The organism is Paenibacillus sp. FSL R7-0297 (genome assembly GCF_038009025.1).
GTDB lineage: Bacteria > Bacillota > Bacilli > Paenibacillales > Paenibacillaceae > Paenibacillus_AQ.
The window spans coordinates 1,870,858-1,886,813 of sequence record NZ_JBBPAQ010000001.1 but is presented as its reverse complement, the minus strand read 5'-3'; the positions used below and the strand labels follow the sequence as shown (position 1 = coordinate 1,886,813).

Sequence of the window (15,956 nt, the reverse complement as noted above, 5' to 3'; positions counted from 1 at the left end):
TCAAGATCAGCTAGGCAAGATCAAAAGAGCAAGATTAAAAACGCAAACCCTTTAAAGCAAAGCGGCTTCGCCGACTTTAAGATCAAGATCGCTAGATCAAGACCGAACAAGCAAGAGCTCAAGCAAAGGCATCAGCCGGTATTCCGGAGACCGGCGGCAATACCGTTGATGGTAAGCAGTACCTCGCGCAGCAGCTCAGCGTCATCGCCCTCCACATCGCGCAGGGCGCGAAGCTCGGCAAGGAGCTGAACCTGCAGGTAGCTGAGCGGATCAACATACGGGTTACGCAGGCGGATCGATTCCTGAATAACCGGAACATTATCCAGAATGTCCTGCTGACCGGTAATCTTCAGGATCAGCTCGGAGGTCAGCTTGAATTCGGCTTCAATCTGGCCGAAGATACGCTGACGCGCCTCTTCGTTTTTGCCCATGCCGGCATATTCCTTGGCGATTACGAGATCCGCCTTGGCAATAGCCATCTGCAGGGTATCGATCAAGGTCGTGAAGAAAGAGAAGTTGGCATACATATGCTGCATGATCTTCAAATTCTCTTCTTTATCCTCATAGAAGCTCTGCAGTCCTGTTCCGGCCGCATACCATGCAGGCAGCAGATAACGGCTCTGCGTCCAGGCGAATACCCAAGGGATGGCACGCAGATCCTCGAAGCGTTCACTGTTCTTACGCTTCGAAGGACGTGAACCGATATTCAGTTCCCCAACCTCCGGCAGCGGGGTTGATTCTTTGAAGTACGTCAGGAAATCTGGATCACGGAAGATCAGATCCTGATATTTGTTCAGGGAGACTTCAGAGATGCGCGCAATAATCTCATCCCACTTCGCTTCATACAGATCCGCCTGTGGCGATCTGGCATGAATGGCTGCCGTAACCAGAGCAGATGTCGCCTGCTCCAGACTGCGGTAAGCAATGCCTTTCATCGAATACCGGGAAGAGATCACCTCCCCCTGCTCGGTAATCTTGATACCGCCGCCAATGGTGGAAGCCGGCTGGGCCAGAATACTCCGGTTCAGCGGCATACCGCCACGTCCGAGGGCTCCGCCGCGTCCGTGGAAGAATTTCAGCTTAATGCCGAATTCATCGGCTGTCGCTGTAATCTGCTTCAGGGCAACGCGCAGCTCCCAGTTCGCAGTAACCACGCCACCGTCCTTATTACTGTCCGAATAACCAAGCATGATTTCCTGCAGGTCATTCATCGCAGTAACGGCATCGCGGTAGATCGGCATGCTGAGCAGCGTATGCATAATCTGCGGTGCATCATGGAGGTCGTCAATGGTTTCAAACAACGGCACCGCCTGCAAAGTACAAACCACTGTACCGTCGTTGTCTTTGCGGAACAGTCCCACTTCTTTGGAGAATACCATGACTTCAAGAATATCACTGGCTGCTTCCGCCATACTGATCAGATAGCTTGTGATACATTGCTTGCCGTATTCCTCCTGCGCCTGGAAGATCGTCCGGTATACCGCAAGGCATTCCTCCGTACCTTCACTATAAGACTGGTAAGGGGATGTCAGCGGACGCGGATCATTCAGCAGCTTTTCGAGCAGCTCAATCTTTTGTTTCTCCTCCAGCTTGGAGTAATCCGGTGTAACATTCATTTTGGCCAGAATCTCCGTCATCGCATTCTCATGCTCCTGGCTGTGCTGGCGGACATCCAGAGTCGACGTATGGAAGCCGAACAGCTCCACTTGGCGGATTAGCTTCTTAATGTAGGTGTCTGCTACATAGTCGGCATAGTGATGCCGCAGGCTGCGGTCAATCACATTCAAATCATCTATAAATTGCTCTGGTGAGGAGTAGCGCACAGGCGTGCCTTTTTTCTCATCGTCCAGAACATTCTGTGTCTTGGAGATCATATAGCTGAGCTTAATCCGGTATGGTTCATTATCATTACGCCAGGCATCAACCCGGTTAAGATTGATAATATTACGGTCCTTCTCAATGGACTCCAGCAGCTCCGGCGTCACATTGACGATGCTTGTACTAAAGCTCAGGTACTGCATCAATTCGCGCATAATCCGCTGATACTCACGAATGGCCAGCTTGCGCTGCAGACGCAGCGTCTGCATAGTTACGGCTGCTGTCACGGAAGGGTTACCGTCGCGGTCGCCGCCAATCCATGAACCGAAACGAAGATAAGTTGGCACATGCCAGTTCTGGCCAGGATAGTACTTACTCAAACATCGCTCAAGTTCTTGATAGACATCCGGCAGCACTTCAAAAATCGTCTCATGGAAATAGTACATGCCATTGCGCACTTCATCGAGCACAGTAGGCTTACGGTCGCGCAACTCATCCGTCTGCCACAGTGTAATCACTTCATTCAGCAGCTTCTCACGGAGCTGTTCGCGTTCGCGGAACGTCAGAGTCGGATTATCCAGTCCCATGACATCATCGGAGATCCGTTTGTGGATATCGAGGATCGCACGGCGCATAGCTTCCGTAGGGTGAGCCGTCATAACTAGTTCCAGAGACAGGCCGTTCATAATCTCATGAACATCCTCGTGGGAGAAATCCCGCTCGCGGAGCTCCTGAATCGCGCTTTCAATCGACCCTGGCTGTACGGTCTCCCCGGCAGAACGTTCATAATCGCGCTTACGGCGAATCCGGTGATTCTGCTCGGCTATGTTCACTAATTGAAAATAAATGGCGAAAGCCCGTATCACCTGATGCCGGTTCTCCGTATCCAGTGAACTAATTAGCTCTTTAAATTCATTGTGCAGTTCAGGCAAAAACAATGAGCGCAGCGATTTACTGGTTTCACGGATCTTCTCCACGATATCCAGCAGTTCGTTGCCACCTTGGTGTACCAAGACTTCGCCCAGAATATTCCCCAAGAACCGTACGTCCCGCCGCAGCAGATTATTGGAGTTGCTTTTGCTAACGGTAGTCGTAAGTTCGGTCATTCTGCTCCCCCCATCCTCTTCCGGATCAATGCTCTTAACATTGTCTATTTAAAAGCTTTCCTCATATCATACAATAAAACTGCCCGGAAATCTTCAACTTTATTGCGCGGTAAAGCGATACAGCAATTAAGATTATACACCAATCCAGTTATTTATGCAGTCAGAATTAATTATGTATCTCTTCCTATATATATTGTCTGTTTTATGTAGTGGATATGTAATATTACATGACATAAAATAGCAAAAAAGCCGACTCCTCAGAGCCGGCTGTCAATTATAAGTCATGTTTCATTTCATGGTATTCCCTGGCCGGTTATTGAATGCCAATTCAAATAATCCTGTAGCAGACAGTCCGGCAATCCCTCCTGCCCAGAGGCGAAGGGTAATACCGAGATCTGTAAAAGGGTACGCTGCCGCTCCAACCAGTAACCCTATGCCTAATCCTACAAACGGGATAACGCCCCGCGGCAGACGGGTATTATTTTTGATCAGCTGCACTAAAGCCAGAATAACTACGGCCAGTATTGAAGCAAAAGCTAACACATTGTCAAACAGTTCACTGTTACTCATCAGTTTGCTCCCTTCTGGTGGCTACTTGTAATATTCACTGTTTTTGTACCCGGATTGTAGCCGACCTGTGCGCCTAGCGCTTCTGCGATCACACGAACGGGAGCATAAGTAACACCATTCTCCAGCATCCCTTCTACAATCTTCACTCCGTTCACTTTTACCGTTGCTGTAATTTCACTCTTCACAGTTTGTTCCTCCTTAAGCTTAATGCGTTCATACACTGCCGCCACTGCTGCCGTAGCAGGCTCCGCTCCTGTCCGAAGTGCTGCCAGCGTCATTCCAAAGCTCAGCTGAAAATGCGGATAATCCTTGAAACTGGTCCAGTCCCCGCCCCATTCAAACCCGATTGCCTTGGCCTGCTGCACCACCTCCAGCCAATCGGCTGTGCAGTCATTGTCCCCGTCCTTGTTCGTATCCCAAGAAACACTTGAGCCATTCGGGAGCAGCAGTGCAAAATCCACCGCCAGTCCATAATTGTGATAGCTATATCCGCCGCGTGCATTAGTGACAATCGTTCCCGGCTTGGTTCGTCCCTGGGCATAGAGCGCATCCTGCTCGGCAGTCGTCCGCAGTCCCTGGGTAATCAGGATGGGAACACCGCAAGCATAGCAGCGTTCAATCAGCGTTGTAGCTGCGGCGAGTACGGCGGGATGGAGTCCGGATAGACGGGCAGCGGATCTATTTAAAACCTGAGTCAGAGTCAGCATGCGGATCCCTCCCTTTCCTGATCCCGGACAGTACCAAGAACAAATCCTGGCATTTGGTGTACATTAACAGCGTCAGAATGACCAGTCCTACAGTAGTGCACGTCTGGGCAATGGCCCAGGCTTCCGATTGCAGCGAGCTCAGCACAGCGTCCGAACCGGAAGTACTGAATCTGATCCAGAAGGCAACCGCCATGTTAACGGTATACGCCCCCAGAAAAAAGAACACTGCCAGCATAAACAGACTGACCACGCGTACCTGGAACCTTTTGCGGAAATACAAAAAAAGCGCAGCTATCAGCAGCAGCGCACAGATAAAGGATATGGAATACGCTATGAACAACACAATATCAATGATGCTCATCCTCTGCCCCCCGATCATAGATTAGGAACTCGGCGAACCCGTTGTTCCTGATTTCATCTTGAATTTCTTTGGAGACATTCTTGTACCTTCGGATAGAGAGCGATACTCTCATTCCCGCTTGCGTCAGCTTCCGTTCTCTATCCCGGTGCAGGGGAGATAGTCGCTTGATCCACTCACTCAGCACATTATCCCCCCCTGTCTTCTTCATTAATACCATCTGAATTCTTGTTGCCCGCTGAATGGTCGATCTTCAATCGCTGCAGTACTTCAAGTGTCGGTGCCATGAAGTCGGACCGCTCTTTGTCGAGGATGTTCTGCAGCCTGTCTCTGTCTTCCTCGGCACGCTCCAGCAGTTCACGCGGCACCAGATTCCCCTTCACAATCGACCGCAAAAGCACAAGAAAAATCATCAGCAGAATCAAAGCGATGATGTAAGCCAGCCCATACTTATCCGCCAAAGGCAGCAGCTTCTCCAAATTCGCAACATCGTTGCTGTCCATTGCTTCACTCCCTTCTGTGTTGGTAAAAGAAATGCCCCCGGACGGGTCCGAGGGCAAAATAAAAACGCCTTGGTCGGCGCCTGTGGTTATCTATTCTTCTGTTGCAAGAAACTCAAGTCCGCTATCTGCCAGAATTTCTTTGACTGCAAGCTTCAGCGTGGAGGGTATTTCACTATACTTGGTTTTCCCAAGGGTTACACGTTGTGCAAAAAACAATGCCATTAGATCCTCACCACCTTTCCATATGAGCATAAGTTTATAAAAGACGAAACATTATGGATACACCTGCATTGCCATTTCGGCAATAATGTCCTCAATAAAATCTGCCCGTTCGGACAGCGCATTGTTCTGAGCTTTCAGCAGAAGATTTTCTTGTTGCAGCTGCTCCATCTCCGTCAGCTCCGGCGGCTTGGTTGCCACGTATTCCTGGTACGCTTCCCAGGCTGCTTGCAGTTCAGCTTCTGTCGGCTGCGGCGCATCGAGATTCCAGACCGCGATGAACGGGCCGCTTCCTACCAGATCGTAGTCTTCTCCCTCTACTAGAAGATTGTAGTCGATGCCGTAGCGGTAATGGATACCCTCAACTGGTTCATCACCGAAATCTGGCGTTTTGATTTCGTAGCGGACCCGGCCTTTTTCTTCGGCCCCGGGCCGCAGGACGGGTTCTGGGCCGTTGTCCTGGACCATGAAATCCCGCATGGGGTCGGCGGTTGGGTGTAGATGCTTGATTGCTTGTGATATGTTCATATTTCTTAACCTCCTTTAAGCCACTCTAATAATACTTGCATGTGTGAAAGCATCAGCATTACTCACAGTTCCAGCCGTAGTGCTTTGTATATAAAAATCAACCGTCATACCAGCATCTAGTCTCATCATATAAGAACCACCTATCGTACATCCGGGTATCCCTGGAGAAATTGAAGATTCTCCCAAAGCGGCGTTAATAACTCCGTTTACTCCCATAAATCCTAGAACTCTTTGACTTACAGATGATGCAGATGTATCGTATCCTACGCGCATCGAAACCACATAAATTCCAGTTTCAAGAACTATAAATCTTGAATTAGTTAGATCACAAGTATTTTTTTGATTACCCATAACTGTCAACCACAGCAACTTAGTAAATGTATTTGCAGCAATGCTCTGAGTCAATCCACCAGAAGCCCTTGAAAATTCGCCGAGTGCGCGTAAATTTGCTGTATTATCTCCCCATGGGTTAACTGTGCCATGGAAACCAGTGTGTATAATGCCACTGTGTATGGTTCCCGCCGTTTTTACAATTGTGCCTTCTGCTGGTAAAACCGCTGCTGTATTATTTGTGCCTAAACATTCAACTATATAACAACTCCCACCATTCACCTGTATAGCAGTATTGCGGTTAGAAAAGGTGCAGGATTCTATTTTTGCATTTTGATTAAAGGAGCTTATTGCATTAAACGATGATGTAACGGTGAACAGGCAATTCCTAAACTCTATAAAGCCACCATCATATGTGTTTACTGCATCGGTAGTCGTTGAGGTAAATGTTATTCCAAAGACTTGGATACGCTGGCAACGCTCAATGATCATTGATGCAACATTTACAATACCTGTGCCGTAGACTCCAACATATCCGCTCCCGCTGAACCCGCTAAGTTTCGGACTTTCTGCGTATGTTCCCGCCGCCACTTGAATTAGCACGGCGTGATTAGTAGTCTGCGGAATCACGCTGATTGCTTTACCGATTGTCCTAAACGCCCCACTCGCCGTATTGCTCAGCCCCGTATTACCATCATTTCCGTCCGTCCGGACATAATAGGTAATGTCCGTAGAAGTCGCTAGCACAACCTTCTGATATTTTCCTAAATCCCGGTAGAATAAACCTCCATTTGCTCCGTCGGCATACATTGTTCCCACTGCTTCAGGCGGCACTGAACCAACTTGAAGGTTCAACCCCCAAAGTGCATTTAAGATTCCACCCATTGTCCCACCAGCTTTAGAGAGCTTTGAGTCTAACTGCCCCTGAATCCCACTCGTCACCCCATCCAAATACCCAAACTCCGCATTAGACACAACACCCGTGCCGATCTTCGACGCATCAATCGCCGCAGCAGCGTTGATATCTGCATTCACAATTACCCCAGGTGCAATCGCCGTTACGCCATCCCCCGTACTGGTTACATCCCCGGTATGATTGGGATGCACATAATTATTCGCCCCGGCAGCCACACCATCCAGCTTCGCCTTATCCGCTGCAGCCATCAGCCCGGCGGCGGACGCAGTAGCAGCAGCGGTGGACGCCTTGGCATTCCATGCTGTGCGCTCAGCAGCCGTGATATGCTTGACCGCATCTGCGGCATGATCCTGTACAGCCTTGACGGCTGTGTCCAGAATATCCATATTACCGTTCAAATCCGTTATATCTACAATGTCTGTACCATCCGGCTTTTTCAGCCCCAAATTCCCCGTTGTTTTCATCACTCACACTCCTATTCGTATACTCTTAATTCGTTCCAGGTTCTGGCATGCGCATTATTCCAGGTAAGCGTCTTAACAGAGTCCCACCAGGTGTAGCTGTACACGAAGCTATAATCCAGATGTGCCGGTTTAATCTCCTCCATGATCTGGATCAGACCCGCCATATTGGCCGGGATACCCAGCGTGCCGACGAAACGCACCTCGAAGCTGTACGCTCCGGGCACCTCCACCACCTCAACATCCCCGCCGGAAAAAGCAGATGCCGTCCTCCGGATCATCTCCGGCGTGGTCGTTCCGTTCCCCCGCAGCTTGGCCTTGATCATCTCCCGGCGGGTTGCGTAAGACTTCCCCGTATCCGAAGTCAGCGCCAGCATCCGCTCCCAGCGGGACAGACTCCACGTTGCAGACTCCAGAGTCTTCTGTGCATCGCTGTCAGCCATCGCATAGGCAAGCTCGCCACATTCCGCACCGGCGCTCGCCTGCAGCTGCTCCATCTCGGGCACGCCCTGGTAATACTCCGGCAGGTACTTCATCAGATCCGGGACCTGAACTTCCGGCCCTTCCCCCGACACACCCTCTTCGGAATACTTCAGAAGGCCATATATACTGTCTCCATAAGCCACAGCTACACCCCCTTAAGCTGATTCCAGGTTAGCGGACCTCTGGGCAAATAATCATGGGTATGCGCAGCCGGTGGAAATACGGATGGCTTGCCGTCCACACCGGACCAAGGCACACTATCCGCAGCCTGCGCGTAATCGACCTTGCCGTTGTTATTGGTATCATAGATGCTCTTCAGCATGTCTCCGGTGCTTTGGGCGGCAACCAGCAGCAAATTGCTGCTGCCATTCCCAATGTAGAGCTTGCCTGTATCGGTGCAGTAGCCCAGTTCGCCTGCGGCAAGCGTACCCAGTGCACTTTCCAGGCCGCGGCGGATTTGAATCAATGTCTTCAGTGCCATGGTCACCGCCCCCTAGAATGTTCCGCCATCTATACTGCCCACCGTCAGCCGGTTACCGTTGCCCGCATCATAAACAATGCTGCTTCCGTCCACGTTGGCTGCAACACCTGCCGCATCTACAGTAATTCCTTTGCCTGCTGTGACAGCAATCGCATCCGCACTTACCGTAATCCCGTTGCCCGCTCCAACATTCAGCGTCACCGCATCAGCTTGTCCGCCGCCGATGAGTCCGCTCCCCGCAGTAATGGTCTGCAGGGCTCCACCCGTCCGCACCCAGGCGGTCCCGTTCCAGCTGTAAATTTTCTGCTCATCATCCACATAAGCCGTCCAGCCGACAACCGGAACATAATACACCCAGACAGCAGACTGGTACTCGGCAACCTGATTGGTTTTCCCTGCCCATACACCCGTAGCTCCAGCCGGGATGATGTAACGTTCACCTTCGACCGGGCTGGCCGGCGGAGCGCTGAGGTTCTGATCCTTGACCGAGGCCTGAGGCTCGATATTATGCTTGGCCAGCTCAATCTCATTTTTGATTTTTTGTGCAGACCACAGATCCGTAATTGCCGTTCCCGTATCATTGATTAACCGGTGCTTAGCGGCATCGTCGATATGGGTTTTGATCTCAGCAGCCGTCTTGGTATTAGTGCCGTCCGACACCTTGTTGGGATGTCCCGCAGTGATATCCGCTTTGAGCACTTTGGCATAGGTAGTGCCATCTGCGATATCATCCACGGTTCCGGTCAGATCTGTTAATTTCTGCGCATTCACCCGGCGCCAGGCCGCCCCGTCATCGAAGTACAAATAACCGCTGTTACTTCCGCTGCTCACATAATACAGCCGGCCCACAGACGCTGCCGCAGGGCGAGAGGCTTCCGGACCGGACAACGCCCGACCGACCATGGAATTGGATGTACCGTCTCCGATGTATATTTCCTTCGTGTCTGTACAGAAGCCCATTTCACCGGCCTTCAGCGTCCCGTAAGTGGATAGCTCTGCCCGCGTACCGCGTTTCACTTGAATAGTTTGTGCCATTTTACACCTCTCTTTTGAAAGATCCGCCGTCAATCAGCCCGGCCTTTTTATAACGATCCAGCTCACTCTGCGTGGCTGTCAGCCCTGTCTGCAGCTGATTCACATCATCCGCTTCCACCGTATCTCCCGGCGTTTCGTAAGTCACGTACACTTCAGGCACATCGGCATAAATCTTAATCATCCGCCGCCAAGGTGCCTCGTCAGGAAAAGACACCGAGTAATTCCGCACCTCTGTCCCGCTATAGCGTGAACCTGTATAAACAGATAAGGTCTGATTATTAATGTTATCGTGGGCAAGCAGGCCGCTGTATACACCGCCTGCCAGAAGAAGCTTCTCTTCGACGACATAGCTACTGCCGTTTGCTTTTTTGTTCAGCTTGTCCTGAAAGACGTCAATCTGCTCCGGATATCCCATAGCTACACCTCCAGTACGACATTGCCGAATAGCGGCACTTCAGTCTCGTTTAGAGTCACATTTCCCGTCCCGCCGTTCAGCTTGAGTCCGCTATAATCCATAACACCCTCGGTATCCAGCAGCAGCGAACCAACTACGGATTGACTGATATAGGTGGCATCAAAAGCCTTCTCTTTGCGGTATTTCTCCAGAATCGCTGTAAAAGCTTTAATGACCGGCTGCAGCGCATAACCGGCTGCCAGCGTAACCCTGGCTGTGACGTTAATGGTTTTGCCTGTGGCAGATTCCACCGTCACTACGGCTCCCACCGGAGCTTGTCCTTCGCCAAGACCCGGAGCAGGATCAATGTATTGCTGTACTTGAGAGACCAACAGCGCGGAAGCAGGCTTGTGCTCCGCATTTACAATGACCACTTTTACCGTCTTCGGCCCTGCCCACAGTGGGAAGACCCGCGCTCTCCCTACGCCCTGGGTGTCCAACGCCCATTCCATATAATGATATTTATTGCCGCTCGTCGAAGGCCGTCTGGCCGAATCGAAGTACCGCTGGCGCAGCGCCTCATCTGCCTCCGCATCCGTACCGGGAACGAGCAGTGCCGTAATCTCCCCCCGGGCCAGCCCCGGGATATAATCGATGGGCAGCAGCGTACCCGAGTACTGATTCCCCTCTGCACCGGCGGTCTCACTTTCAAGGCGGTACGTTCCGGGTGACAGCTTCTCCGCCGCGCTAAAGTGGAGCAAGCCCAGCGAAAACCGGCTGCCCAGAGGAACATCCAGCAGCTCCCCTCCGCTGGTATAGAACTTGCCGCTCAGCTGCGCTTTCCCTGCGGGGTGACGGGTGATTCCTGTCCAGGCAATGCTGCGTTCCAGATACTCACCACCCGCTGTATCAGGGAAATACAGATTGTTGCTGACCTCAAGCTCAATATACATCTGGGCCATTTCAGCCGCCGCCGGAGCGAGTGCATCATAAATAATGCTTCCCTCGCGCTTGTCCATCCCTTCCGGAACCCGGTCCAGCATACGTTCGAGCAGGGCCTCATAGGTTTGATCTTCATACACCGGCAATCTCCTCCTTTCTCAGTTCAAAATTGCCGTAAACCGTGACAGCTGTGCAGCTGAAGCTCACCGTATCCCCGTTAAAAAGAATGTCCACATCCACAAGCTGTTGAATCCGCTCATCCTGCAGCAGTGCCTCACTTACGATTCTGCGCAGCTCCGGCCGGGCCAGCAGCCTGTCTTGTCCCAGTACGAGACTCCATTCCGTTCCGTAGTTTGGACTATAGATCAAATGCTCGAAGCGGGCAGTCTGCAGCACTTTGACCGCTGCCTGTTTGACTGCTTCAAGCCCATCGATTCTTCCGGCTATCCGCCCCTGCTCCCAGTCCATCCTATACGTTAGGCTCGGGCTGACAGCCGTTGTATCCCCATTACCTTCAAGGGATGCCGTAACCGGACCGGACTTCCCAATCGCCGGGATCATAGGTCCACCAGCCGATCCAGGACGATATAGCTCTGTCCGCCCTGCATACGCACAAGCAGCACGCGGTCTCCCGCTGCCAAGGCCCGGCGGAGCAAGATCTCTCTGCCCTCAAACACTGCCTTGCTCTCCATCACGGACTCTGGCACAACCAGCGCCGGTCCCGTCAGAATGAACCGCTGCTCCACCTGGATCTGCAACGGCTGTACCCCGACTACTGTCCCATAAGAAAAAGCCACCGGATTCGTATTCGATACGGCCCCGAGGCTTGCTTGTTTAATAATATCTAGCATGTCTTCTACACCACCTTAATGTCTAGGGACATCGTATGCTCCCCGCCTGAAATCTTATGGCTGCATTGATCGACCAGAAACAGCTGTGTCTGAAACTCATCCAGCAGTACATAAATGAAATTCCCGGCCCGGACCCGCATATCACCAATGGCCTGCACAGAGAGGCTAAGCTTCTCGCGGTTATGCAGCTTCAGCAGATTGCCTGCCTTCTCCTGGATTTGCGCAGCATTCGCCTTGTCATCCGCCTTCTGGTACAGGTGAAGAATCCCCCAGCGTTCCACATTTTCCTTATCCGTCGCCGGAAAAAACTCACGTTTGCCGGTTTCCTCATTGTCTTGATAGAGCAGGATTGTATTGTACGTATCATCGTCAATGCTTCTTTTAAGCGAATAATCATACAGATAATGACCGGCACCAAGGATCACATTCAGCAGCATTGCCTGAGGCGCACGCAGGGTCAGCTTTCCGAAATCATCATAAAAAGCCATCAGCTGGCCCATATACTGCAGTTCACTGCCCACAGCTCCCATAATTATATCCAGCAGCTTTTTATTATCCTCGATCAGGGAAGGAATCGTGTACTTCGCCGGGTCCATTACTCCGAGCCGGAGGCCATAGTCTTTGGCGATTTTGCTGATCAGCTCACTTGCTGTAATATCCTGCAGCACATAACTGCCGTTGCCCAGCAGATAACGGATCTGATCATACGCCGTCAGCTTCATTTCCTGATTCGCTCCCGTATCGATGCTGAAGACGAACCCGTAGAACACATCAATCCCGTCTTTCCTGAACTGCACAATATCCCCGTTGCTGATGCCGAACTTAGCATGCTGATAAATGCCGCTATCCACCAGTGTGAGCTCGAGGGTGGCAGGCTTGCCGGTACGGGTGGTTTTCCAGGAGATGTCAGTGGCAATCCCGGAAACATCCCAGATCGTGCCTTCTTTATTGATTACTATTAATTCCATCGCCATGGCCTCCTACGACAGCTTAATCACTCTGCCGGGTTTGAGCTTCTTCAGTTCGCTGTCAGAGATACTGTTAAGCTTTTGCAGAGTTTGATATTTGCTGCCTTCACCCAGTTGTTTTTGGGCAATGGACCAGAGGGTATCACCGGCTTTGATGGTATAAGTGGAGGCTGCTGTTTTTTCGCTTGCCCGCTTCTGCTGCGTCTTCACTTCACCCTTGCTGTCAACCTTCATGGCTAACGCCTGATAGAACACATATTTTTTCAAGCCGATCGTATACTCGATATCCCCGGAAGAGCCCGCACTCAGCTTCCAGGAGAAGCTTTCAATGCTGACAGCCATATTGATGCCAATGTCCCCGGTAAAAGTCTGCTGCGCCTGTGCATTCGCCTGCTTCAGCCAATCTGGAGTCTGCGTATCCTGCACATTCACCGCCTTCAGCCCTGAGAAAACAAACCGGACCGGCCTGCGGCTCAGCATCCATTTCCGGATCAGCTCCACATATTCATAAGGCTTCAGCAGCTTGCCGGCATTCTCTCCCGAATACACCACAAACGGATAATACTGTGCCGGAAAAATACTCTCAATGGTGATCTCCGTCAGCTTCGGATAAGCAATAGCATTGATCTCGCCAAAATCTATGACCGTATAGCTCTTGCTGTCGCCATTCTCTTTGATCTCGAGGGTCTCAGGATTAACCGGAAGCCGGATCACCTCTTCATAGTTATTGAAGCTAAGATAGAACCCATACTCCTCCATGTTACGTATACACCCCCTGGGCCGTAGAGACAAATTCCTCTTTCAGCTTTTGTCCGATCTTCGTGATGATGGAGTCAATATCGCCGGAGTTATTAATATTACCCGTTGTTACCTGAACTGTTGGTGTCAGCTCTACAAAATTCTGAATCGACTGAATCTCGGCCAGCTCGCGCAGCATGTCCAGATCATCGCTGGAGATATCGACCTTATCATTAATGGAGCCTACTTCACCCACTTTGTTGATGTTGTTGATGTTAGCTGCAGCAGTTTGAGCAGGATTCTTGGATTTATCATCTTTGGGCTTGGCCGAATCCAGCTTGGTATTGAATTTTGCGGGGAGAGCTGCTGCCTTGTTCTCATATTCCGCTACTGTTTTGGCGGTATCGACAAATTCTTTCTTTTTGGTATTGTGTACATCCTTAGTTGATGTAGGCTCTACCAGGGTACCTTGAGCATTCTTGACCATATCACTGAAGACATGCGGATTCTCTGCTTCAAGAAAGTTGGGTTTGAAATCGGCCAAAAATTCAAAACCGGGGAATTTGCTTAACCACCCTGCCACACTTTGAATCCCCTTAAGCACAAAGTTTATGCCTTCTGCTATGGCCTTTACGAACCCGCCTGCAAAGCTTTCAACACCTAACGCCATTTGGTAAATGAAGCCCAGGAAGTTCGTGGCCAGGTCATAAAATAGCTTTTGCACAGCATACGTCGGATCAATAAACAAGTTACGGAAGAAGTCTGCAAATGAAACAAAGTTATTGTACAGACCGATAACAAAATTCTCTATAGTCGCCCTCAGCCAGCCAAAAGCTCCCCCGATAAAAGCAACTACCTCGTTTACGGACACACCTGCTTGTTGAAGAATATAAATAAGCAGCGCTACAGCGGCAACAATTAAAAGGATCGGCCACATGCCTACAAGCCAAGCGGCAGCAAGATTATATAACTGCACAATCATCGCAGCTATGAAGACAATGGCAATGGCCGCAAGGATTGGCCCTACAACATCCCAGTTCTCCTGGAACGCTGCAAACATATACAAGATGCCATTTACAACCTCTCCAATCACCGTAGCTATTACCAGGAATGCATTCGCGATCAGATTTAGTGCAGTAGACATTCCTTCAGACTGAAATGCATTATTCAAGGTATCCAGAACCGGACGTAACGCAACGATGGCTTTTTGACCCATCATTTCAACTGCGCTATCCATGTTTCCCTGCAGCTTGTTCCATTTCCCCTTATCTTCCTCCGTCGCGTTAGCAGCTATCGCTTTCGTACCCAGAGACTTCACCTTATCGAACACACCGCCAAGGTCCAGTGAACCCAAGGAGTCCTTCGTTTTGGAGAGGAATCCCGGCTCCGCTGCTTTCCGTGCCTTCTCTGCTGCCTTTTGTTCCTTTTCCGCTGCAGCTTCCTTCTTCTTGTTCTGCATATAACCTATGGCTTTGTCCCCAACGTAAGTGATAAGTTCGAATCCGCCTACGTCCAGGGCCTTCATTATTTTTTGGACTTCACCCATGAATCCGCTTTTGGCATTCCGGACATCGTTATGATCCAGATCGTCATCGTTAGAACTGCCTCCAGAGCGGCTGGATCTGGAAGAGCCCCCTTCATCCGCAAGCCGTCTGGCCGCTTCCTGAGACTGCATGAACCCTTCCATAAAAGACTTGTTTTTCTCTTCATACACCCGCTCCAGTATCTGCTGCAGGTCACCCAGCGAGTGGCTGGCCCGGTTAAAATTCTGGTTCAGCCGATCCCACTGTGAATTCACATTTTGCCAGACGGTTAATGCCGTTACAGGAACCAACGCTGTACTTGTAATTTCCATTCATTCACCCCCTTCATCTCTTCTTCCCCTTACTCCGGGCACGCTCCCGCTTCTCCTTGTCCACGCGCACAGCAATCATGGCATAGATCGCCGCGCGTTCGCGGACCGAGAGCTTCATCAGCTCATGCGGCAGAATATGCAGCTCGTGGAGGGCGTAGTAGGCCAGATTGGCCTCACCATCGCCCTCGTTGATTAGTTTTTTACGTCATCTACCAGCTCGTTCATATCTGTGGCGAAGCCGTTCAGGGCCTGTACCCGCTCACCAAGCGCGGCGAACTCACCGGGCAGCAGCATTTTGCGCAGCAGTGATTCGGCCCCCATCACCCCATAAGAGCGCTGCAACTCCGTGTTCTTCAGATCCGGATGCACAACGCTTGCCGTCATCAGCTTGGCCATATACTCATTGGGATCAATCTCCGTGGTATAGGTGCCGTTCTTTCCTTTGACCTTGCGTGTGGCGGCTTTCCGGCACTCCTGGTTCTCATCCTCATTCATGCTGCGCAGCTTCCAGACGGCAGCTTTACCTTCCTTATCCTTGAAACGTAGCGAGACCACAAACTCCTCTGTTGTATCACATGCTGCATTTTGCGCAAAAAACAAACTTAATTCAGTCATGATGTTCCTCCCGGATTCTTAGTATTGGATTAATTAGAGACAGAGAAAAGACCCGCCGCAAAATAACCCCACAACGTG

At 50.8% G+C, this 15,956-nt stretch carries 20 protein-coding genes; all 20 read right to left on the bottom strand.

What is annotated here, in order from left to right:
- Positions 1–131: 131 nt before the first annotated feature.
- The gene (gene ppc / locus MKZ24_RS08395; RefSeq protein ID WP_340782035.1) at positions 132–2,924 is read right to left on the bottom strand and encodes a phosphoenolpyruvate carboxylase; all 2,793 of its coding nucleotides are present in this window, start codon (positions 2,922–2,924) and stop codon (positions 132–134) included.
- 288 nt (positions 2,925–3,212) lie between these two features.
- Positions 3,213–3,494, bottom strand: a complete 282-nt coding sequence (locus MKZ24_RS08390; RefSeq protein WP_340782032.1) for a holin — start codon at positions 3,492–3,494, stop codon at positions 3,213–3,215.
- Positions 3,494–4,201 (bottom strand): M15 family metallopeptidase, encoded by a 708-nt coding sequence (locus tag MKZ24_RS08385; RefSeq protein WP_340782030.1) that lies wholly within the window; start codon positions 4,199–4,201, stop codon positions 3,494–3,496. Before MKZ24_RS08385 ends, MKZ24_RS08390 begins: the two co-directional genes overlap by 1 nt.
- The gene (locus tag MKZ24_RS08380) at positions 4,173–4,562 is read right to left on the bottom strand and encodes a hypothetical protein (RefSeq protein ID WP_042239903.1); all 390 of its coding nucleotides are present in this window, start codon (positions 4,560–4,562) and stop codon (positions 4,173–4,175) included. Before MKZ24_RS08380 ends, MKZ24_RS08385 begins: the two co-directional genes overlap by 29 nt.
- The gene (locus MKZ24_RS08375) at positions 4,549–4,746 is read right to left on the bottom strand and encodes a hypothetical protein (RefSeq protein WP_340782026.1); all 198 of its coding nucleotides are present in this window, start codon (positions 4,744–4,746) and stop codon (positions 4,549–4,551) included. The genes MKZ24_RS08380 and MKZ24_RS08375 overlap by 14 nt, the downstream gene beginning before the upstream one ends.
- Before the next feature lies 1 nt (position 4,747).
- The gene (locus MKZ24_RS08370; RefSeq protein ID WP_039294205.1) at positions 4,748–5,062 is read right to left on the bottom strand and encodes a hypothetical protein; all 315 of its coding nucleotides are present in this window, start codon (positions 5,060–5,062) and stop codon (positions 4,748–4,750) included.
- A 90-nt stretch (positions 5,063–5,152) separates the two neighbouring features.
- Positions 5,153–5,284 (bottom strand): hypothetical protein, encoded by a 132-nt coding sequence (locus tag MKZ24_RS08365; RefSeq protein ID WP_340782024.1) that lies wholly within the window; start codon positions 5,282–5,284, stop codon positions 5,153–5,155.
- Positions 5,285–5,335: 51 nt separating this feature from the next.
- Complete coding sequence (locus tag MKZ24_RS08360; RefSeq protein ID WP_340782022.1) at positions 5,336–5,809, bottom strand: XkdW family protein; 474 nt, start codon at positions 5,807–5,809, stop codon at positions 5,336–5,338.
- Between the two features lie 15 nt (positions 5,810–5,824).
- Positions 5,825–7,519, bottom strand: coding sequence for a hypothetical protein (locus MKZ24_RS08355; protein WP_340782020.1), 1,695 nt, complete (start codon positions 7,517–7,519; stop codon positions 5,825–5,827).
- Between the two features lie 11 nt (positions 7,520–7,530).
- Positions 7,531–8,142, bottom strand: a complete 612-nt coding sequence (locus tag MKZ24_RS08350; protein ID WP_340782018.1) for a putative phage tail protein — start codon at positions 8,140–8,142, stop codon at positions 7,531–7,533.
- Between the two features lie 2 nt (positions 8,143–8,144).
- Positions 8,145–8,480 carry a hyaluronate lyase N-terminal domain-containing protein gene (locus MKZ24_RS08345; RefSeq protein WP_081956713.1) on the bottom strand — a complete coding sequence of 112 codons (336 nt, stop codon included), beginning with the start codon at positions 8,478–8,480 and terminating at the stop codon, positions 8,145–8,147.
- A 12-nt stretch (positions 8,481–8,492) separates the two neighbouring features.
- On the bottom strand, positions 8,493–9,515 hold the full coding sequence (locus MKZ24_RS08340; RefSeq protein ID WP_340782016.1) for a DUF2793 domain-containing protein: 1,023 nt from the start codon (positions 9,513–9,515) through the stop codon (positions 8,493–8,495).
- A 1-nt stretch (position 9,516) separates the two neighbouring features.
- Positions 9,517–9,930, bottom strand: a complete 414-nt coding sequence (locus MKZ24_RS08335; RefSeq protein ID WP_042239920.1) for a hypothetical protein — start codon at positions 9,928–9,930, stop codon at positions 9,517–9,519.
- A 2-nt stretch (positions 9,931–9,932) separates the two neighbouring features.
- A complete protein-coding gene (locus MKZ24_RS08330) occupies positions 9,933–10,991 on the bottom strand; it encodes a baseplate J/gp47 family protein (protein ID WP_340782013.1) in 1,059 nt (352 codons plus the stop codon).
- Positions 10,984–11,412, bottom strand: a complete 429-nt coding sequence (locus tag MKZ24_RS08325) for a DUF2634 domain-containing protein (protein WP_340782011.1) — start codon at positions 11,410–11,412, stop codon at positions 10,984–10,986. Before MKZ24_RS08325 ends, MKZ24_RS08330 begins: the two co-directional genes overlap by 8 nt.
- Positions 11,409–11,702, bottom strand: coding sequence for a DUF2577 domain-containing protein (locus MKZ24_RS08320; RefSeq protein ID WP_042239926.1), 294 nt, complete (start codon positions 11,700–11,702; stop codon positions 11,409–11,411). The genes MKZ24_RS08325 and MKZ24_RS08320 overlap by 4 nt, the downstream gene beginning before the upstream one ends.
- Before the next feature lie 5 nt (positions 11,703–11,707).
- Positions 11,708–12,670: an XkdQ/YqbQ family protein gene (locus tag MKZ24_RS08315; RefSeq protein WP_340782007.1), complete on the bottom strand. Its 963-nt coding sequence runs from the start codon at positions 12,668–12,670 to the stop codon at positions 11,708–11,710.
- A 12-nt stretch (positions 12,671–12,682) separates the two neighbouring features.
- Complete coding sequence (locus MKZ24_RS08310; protein WP_042239931.1) at positions 12,683–13,429, bottom strand: LysM peptidoglycan-binding domain-containing protein; 747 nt, start codon at positions 13,427–13,429, stop codon at positions 12,683–12,685.
- 1 nt (position 13,430) lies between these two features.
- A complete protein-coding gene (locus MKZ24_RS08305; RefSeq protein ID WP_340782004.1) occupies positions 13,431–15,263 on the bottom strand; it encodes a hypothetical protein in 1,833 nt (610 codons plus the stop codon).
- A 192-nt stretch (positions 15,264–15,455) separates the two neighbouring features.
- Positions 15,456–15,878, bottom strand: coding sequence for a phage tail assembly chaperone (locus MKZ24_RS08300; protein WP_340782002.1), 423 nt, complete (start codon positions 15,876–15,878; stop codon positions 15,456–15,458).
- Positions 15,879–15,956: the final 78 nt, after the last annotated feature.

Excerpts from the sequence above, each read along its gene's own strand:
- ppc (WP_340782035.1), bottom strand. The coding sequence starts at position 2,924 with ATGACCGAACTTACGACTACCGTTAGCAAAAGCAACTCCAATAATCTG.
- MKZ24_RS08390 (WP_340782032.1), bottom strand. The coding sequence starts at position 3,494 with ATGAGTAACAGTGAACTGTTTGACAATGTGTTAGCTTTTGCTTCAATA.
- MKZ24_RS08385 (WP_340782030.1), bottom strand. The coding sequence starts at position 4,201 with ATGCTGACTCTGACTCAGGTTTTAAATAGATCCGCTGCCCGTCTATCC.
- MKZ24_RS08380 (WP_042239903.1), bottom strand. The coding sequence starts at position 4,562 with ATGAGCATCATTGATATTGTGTTGTTCATAGCGTATTCCATATCCTTT.
- MKZ24_RS08370 (WP_039294205.1), bottom strand. The coding sequence starts at position 5,062 with ATGGACAGCAACGATGTTGCGAATTTGGAGAAGCTGCTGCCTTTGGCG.
- MKZ24_RS08365 (WP_340782024.1), bottom strand. The coding sequence starts at position 5,284 with ATGGCATTGTTTTTTGCACAACGTGTAACCCTTGGGAAAACCAAGTAT.
- MKZ24_RS08360 (WP_340782022.1), bottom strand. The coding sequence starts at position 5,809 with ATGAACATATCACAAGCAATCAAGCATCTACACCCAACCGCCGACCCC.
- MKZ24_RS08355 (WP_340782020.1), bottom strand. The coding sequence starts at position 7,519 with ATGAAAACAACGGGGAATTTGGGGCTGAAAAAGCCGGATGGTACAGAC.
- MKZ24_RS08345 (WP_081956713.1), bottom strand. The coding sequence starts at position 8,480 with ATGGCACTGAAGACATTGATTCAAATCCGCCGCGGCCTGGAAAGTGCA.
- MKZ24_RS08340 (WP_340782016.1), bottom strand. The coding sequence starts at position 9,515 with ATGGCACAAACTATTCAAGTGAAACGCGGTACGCGGGCAGAGCTATCC.
- MKZ24_RS08335 (WP_042239920.1), bottom strand. The coding sequence starts at position 9,930 with ATGGGATATCCGGAGCAGATTGACGTCTTTCAGGACAAGCTGAACAAA.
- MKZ24_RS08325 (WP_340782011.1), bottom strand. The coding sequence starts at position 11,412 with ATGATCCCGGCGATTGGGAAGTCCGGTCCGGTTACGGCATCCCTTGAA.
- MKZ24_RS08320 (WP_042239926.1), bottom strand. The coding sequence starts at position 11,702 with ATGCTAGATATTATTAAACAAGCAAGCCTCGGGGCCGTATCGAATACG.
- MKZ24_RS08315 (WP_340782007.1), bottom strand. The coding sequence starts at position 12,670 with ATGGAATTAATAGTAATCAATAAAGAAGGCACGATCTGGGATGTTTCC.
- MKZ24_RS08310 (WP_042239931.1), bottom strand. The coding sequence starts at position 13,429 with ATGGAGGAGTATGGGTTCTATCTTAGCTTCAATAACTATGAAGAGGTG.
- MKZ24_RS08305 (WP_340782004.1), bottom strand. The coding sequence starts at position 15,263 with ATGGAAATTACAAGTACAGCGTTGGTTCCTGTAACGGCATTAACCGTC.
- MKZ24_RS08300 (WP_340782002.1), bottom strand. The coding sequence starts at position 15,878 with ATGACTGAATTAAGTTTGTTTTTTGCGCAAAATGCAGCATGTGATACA.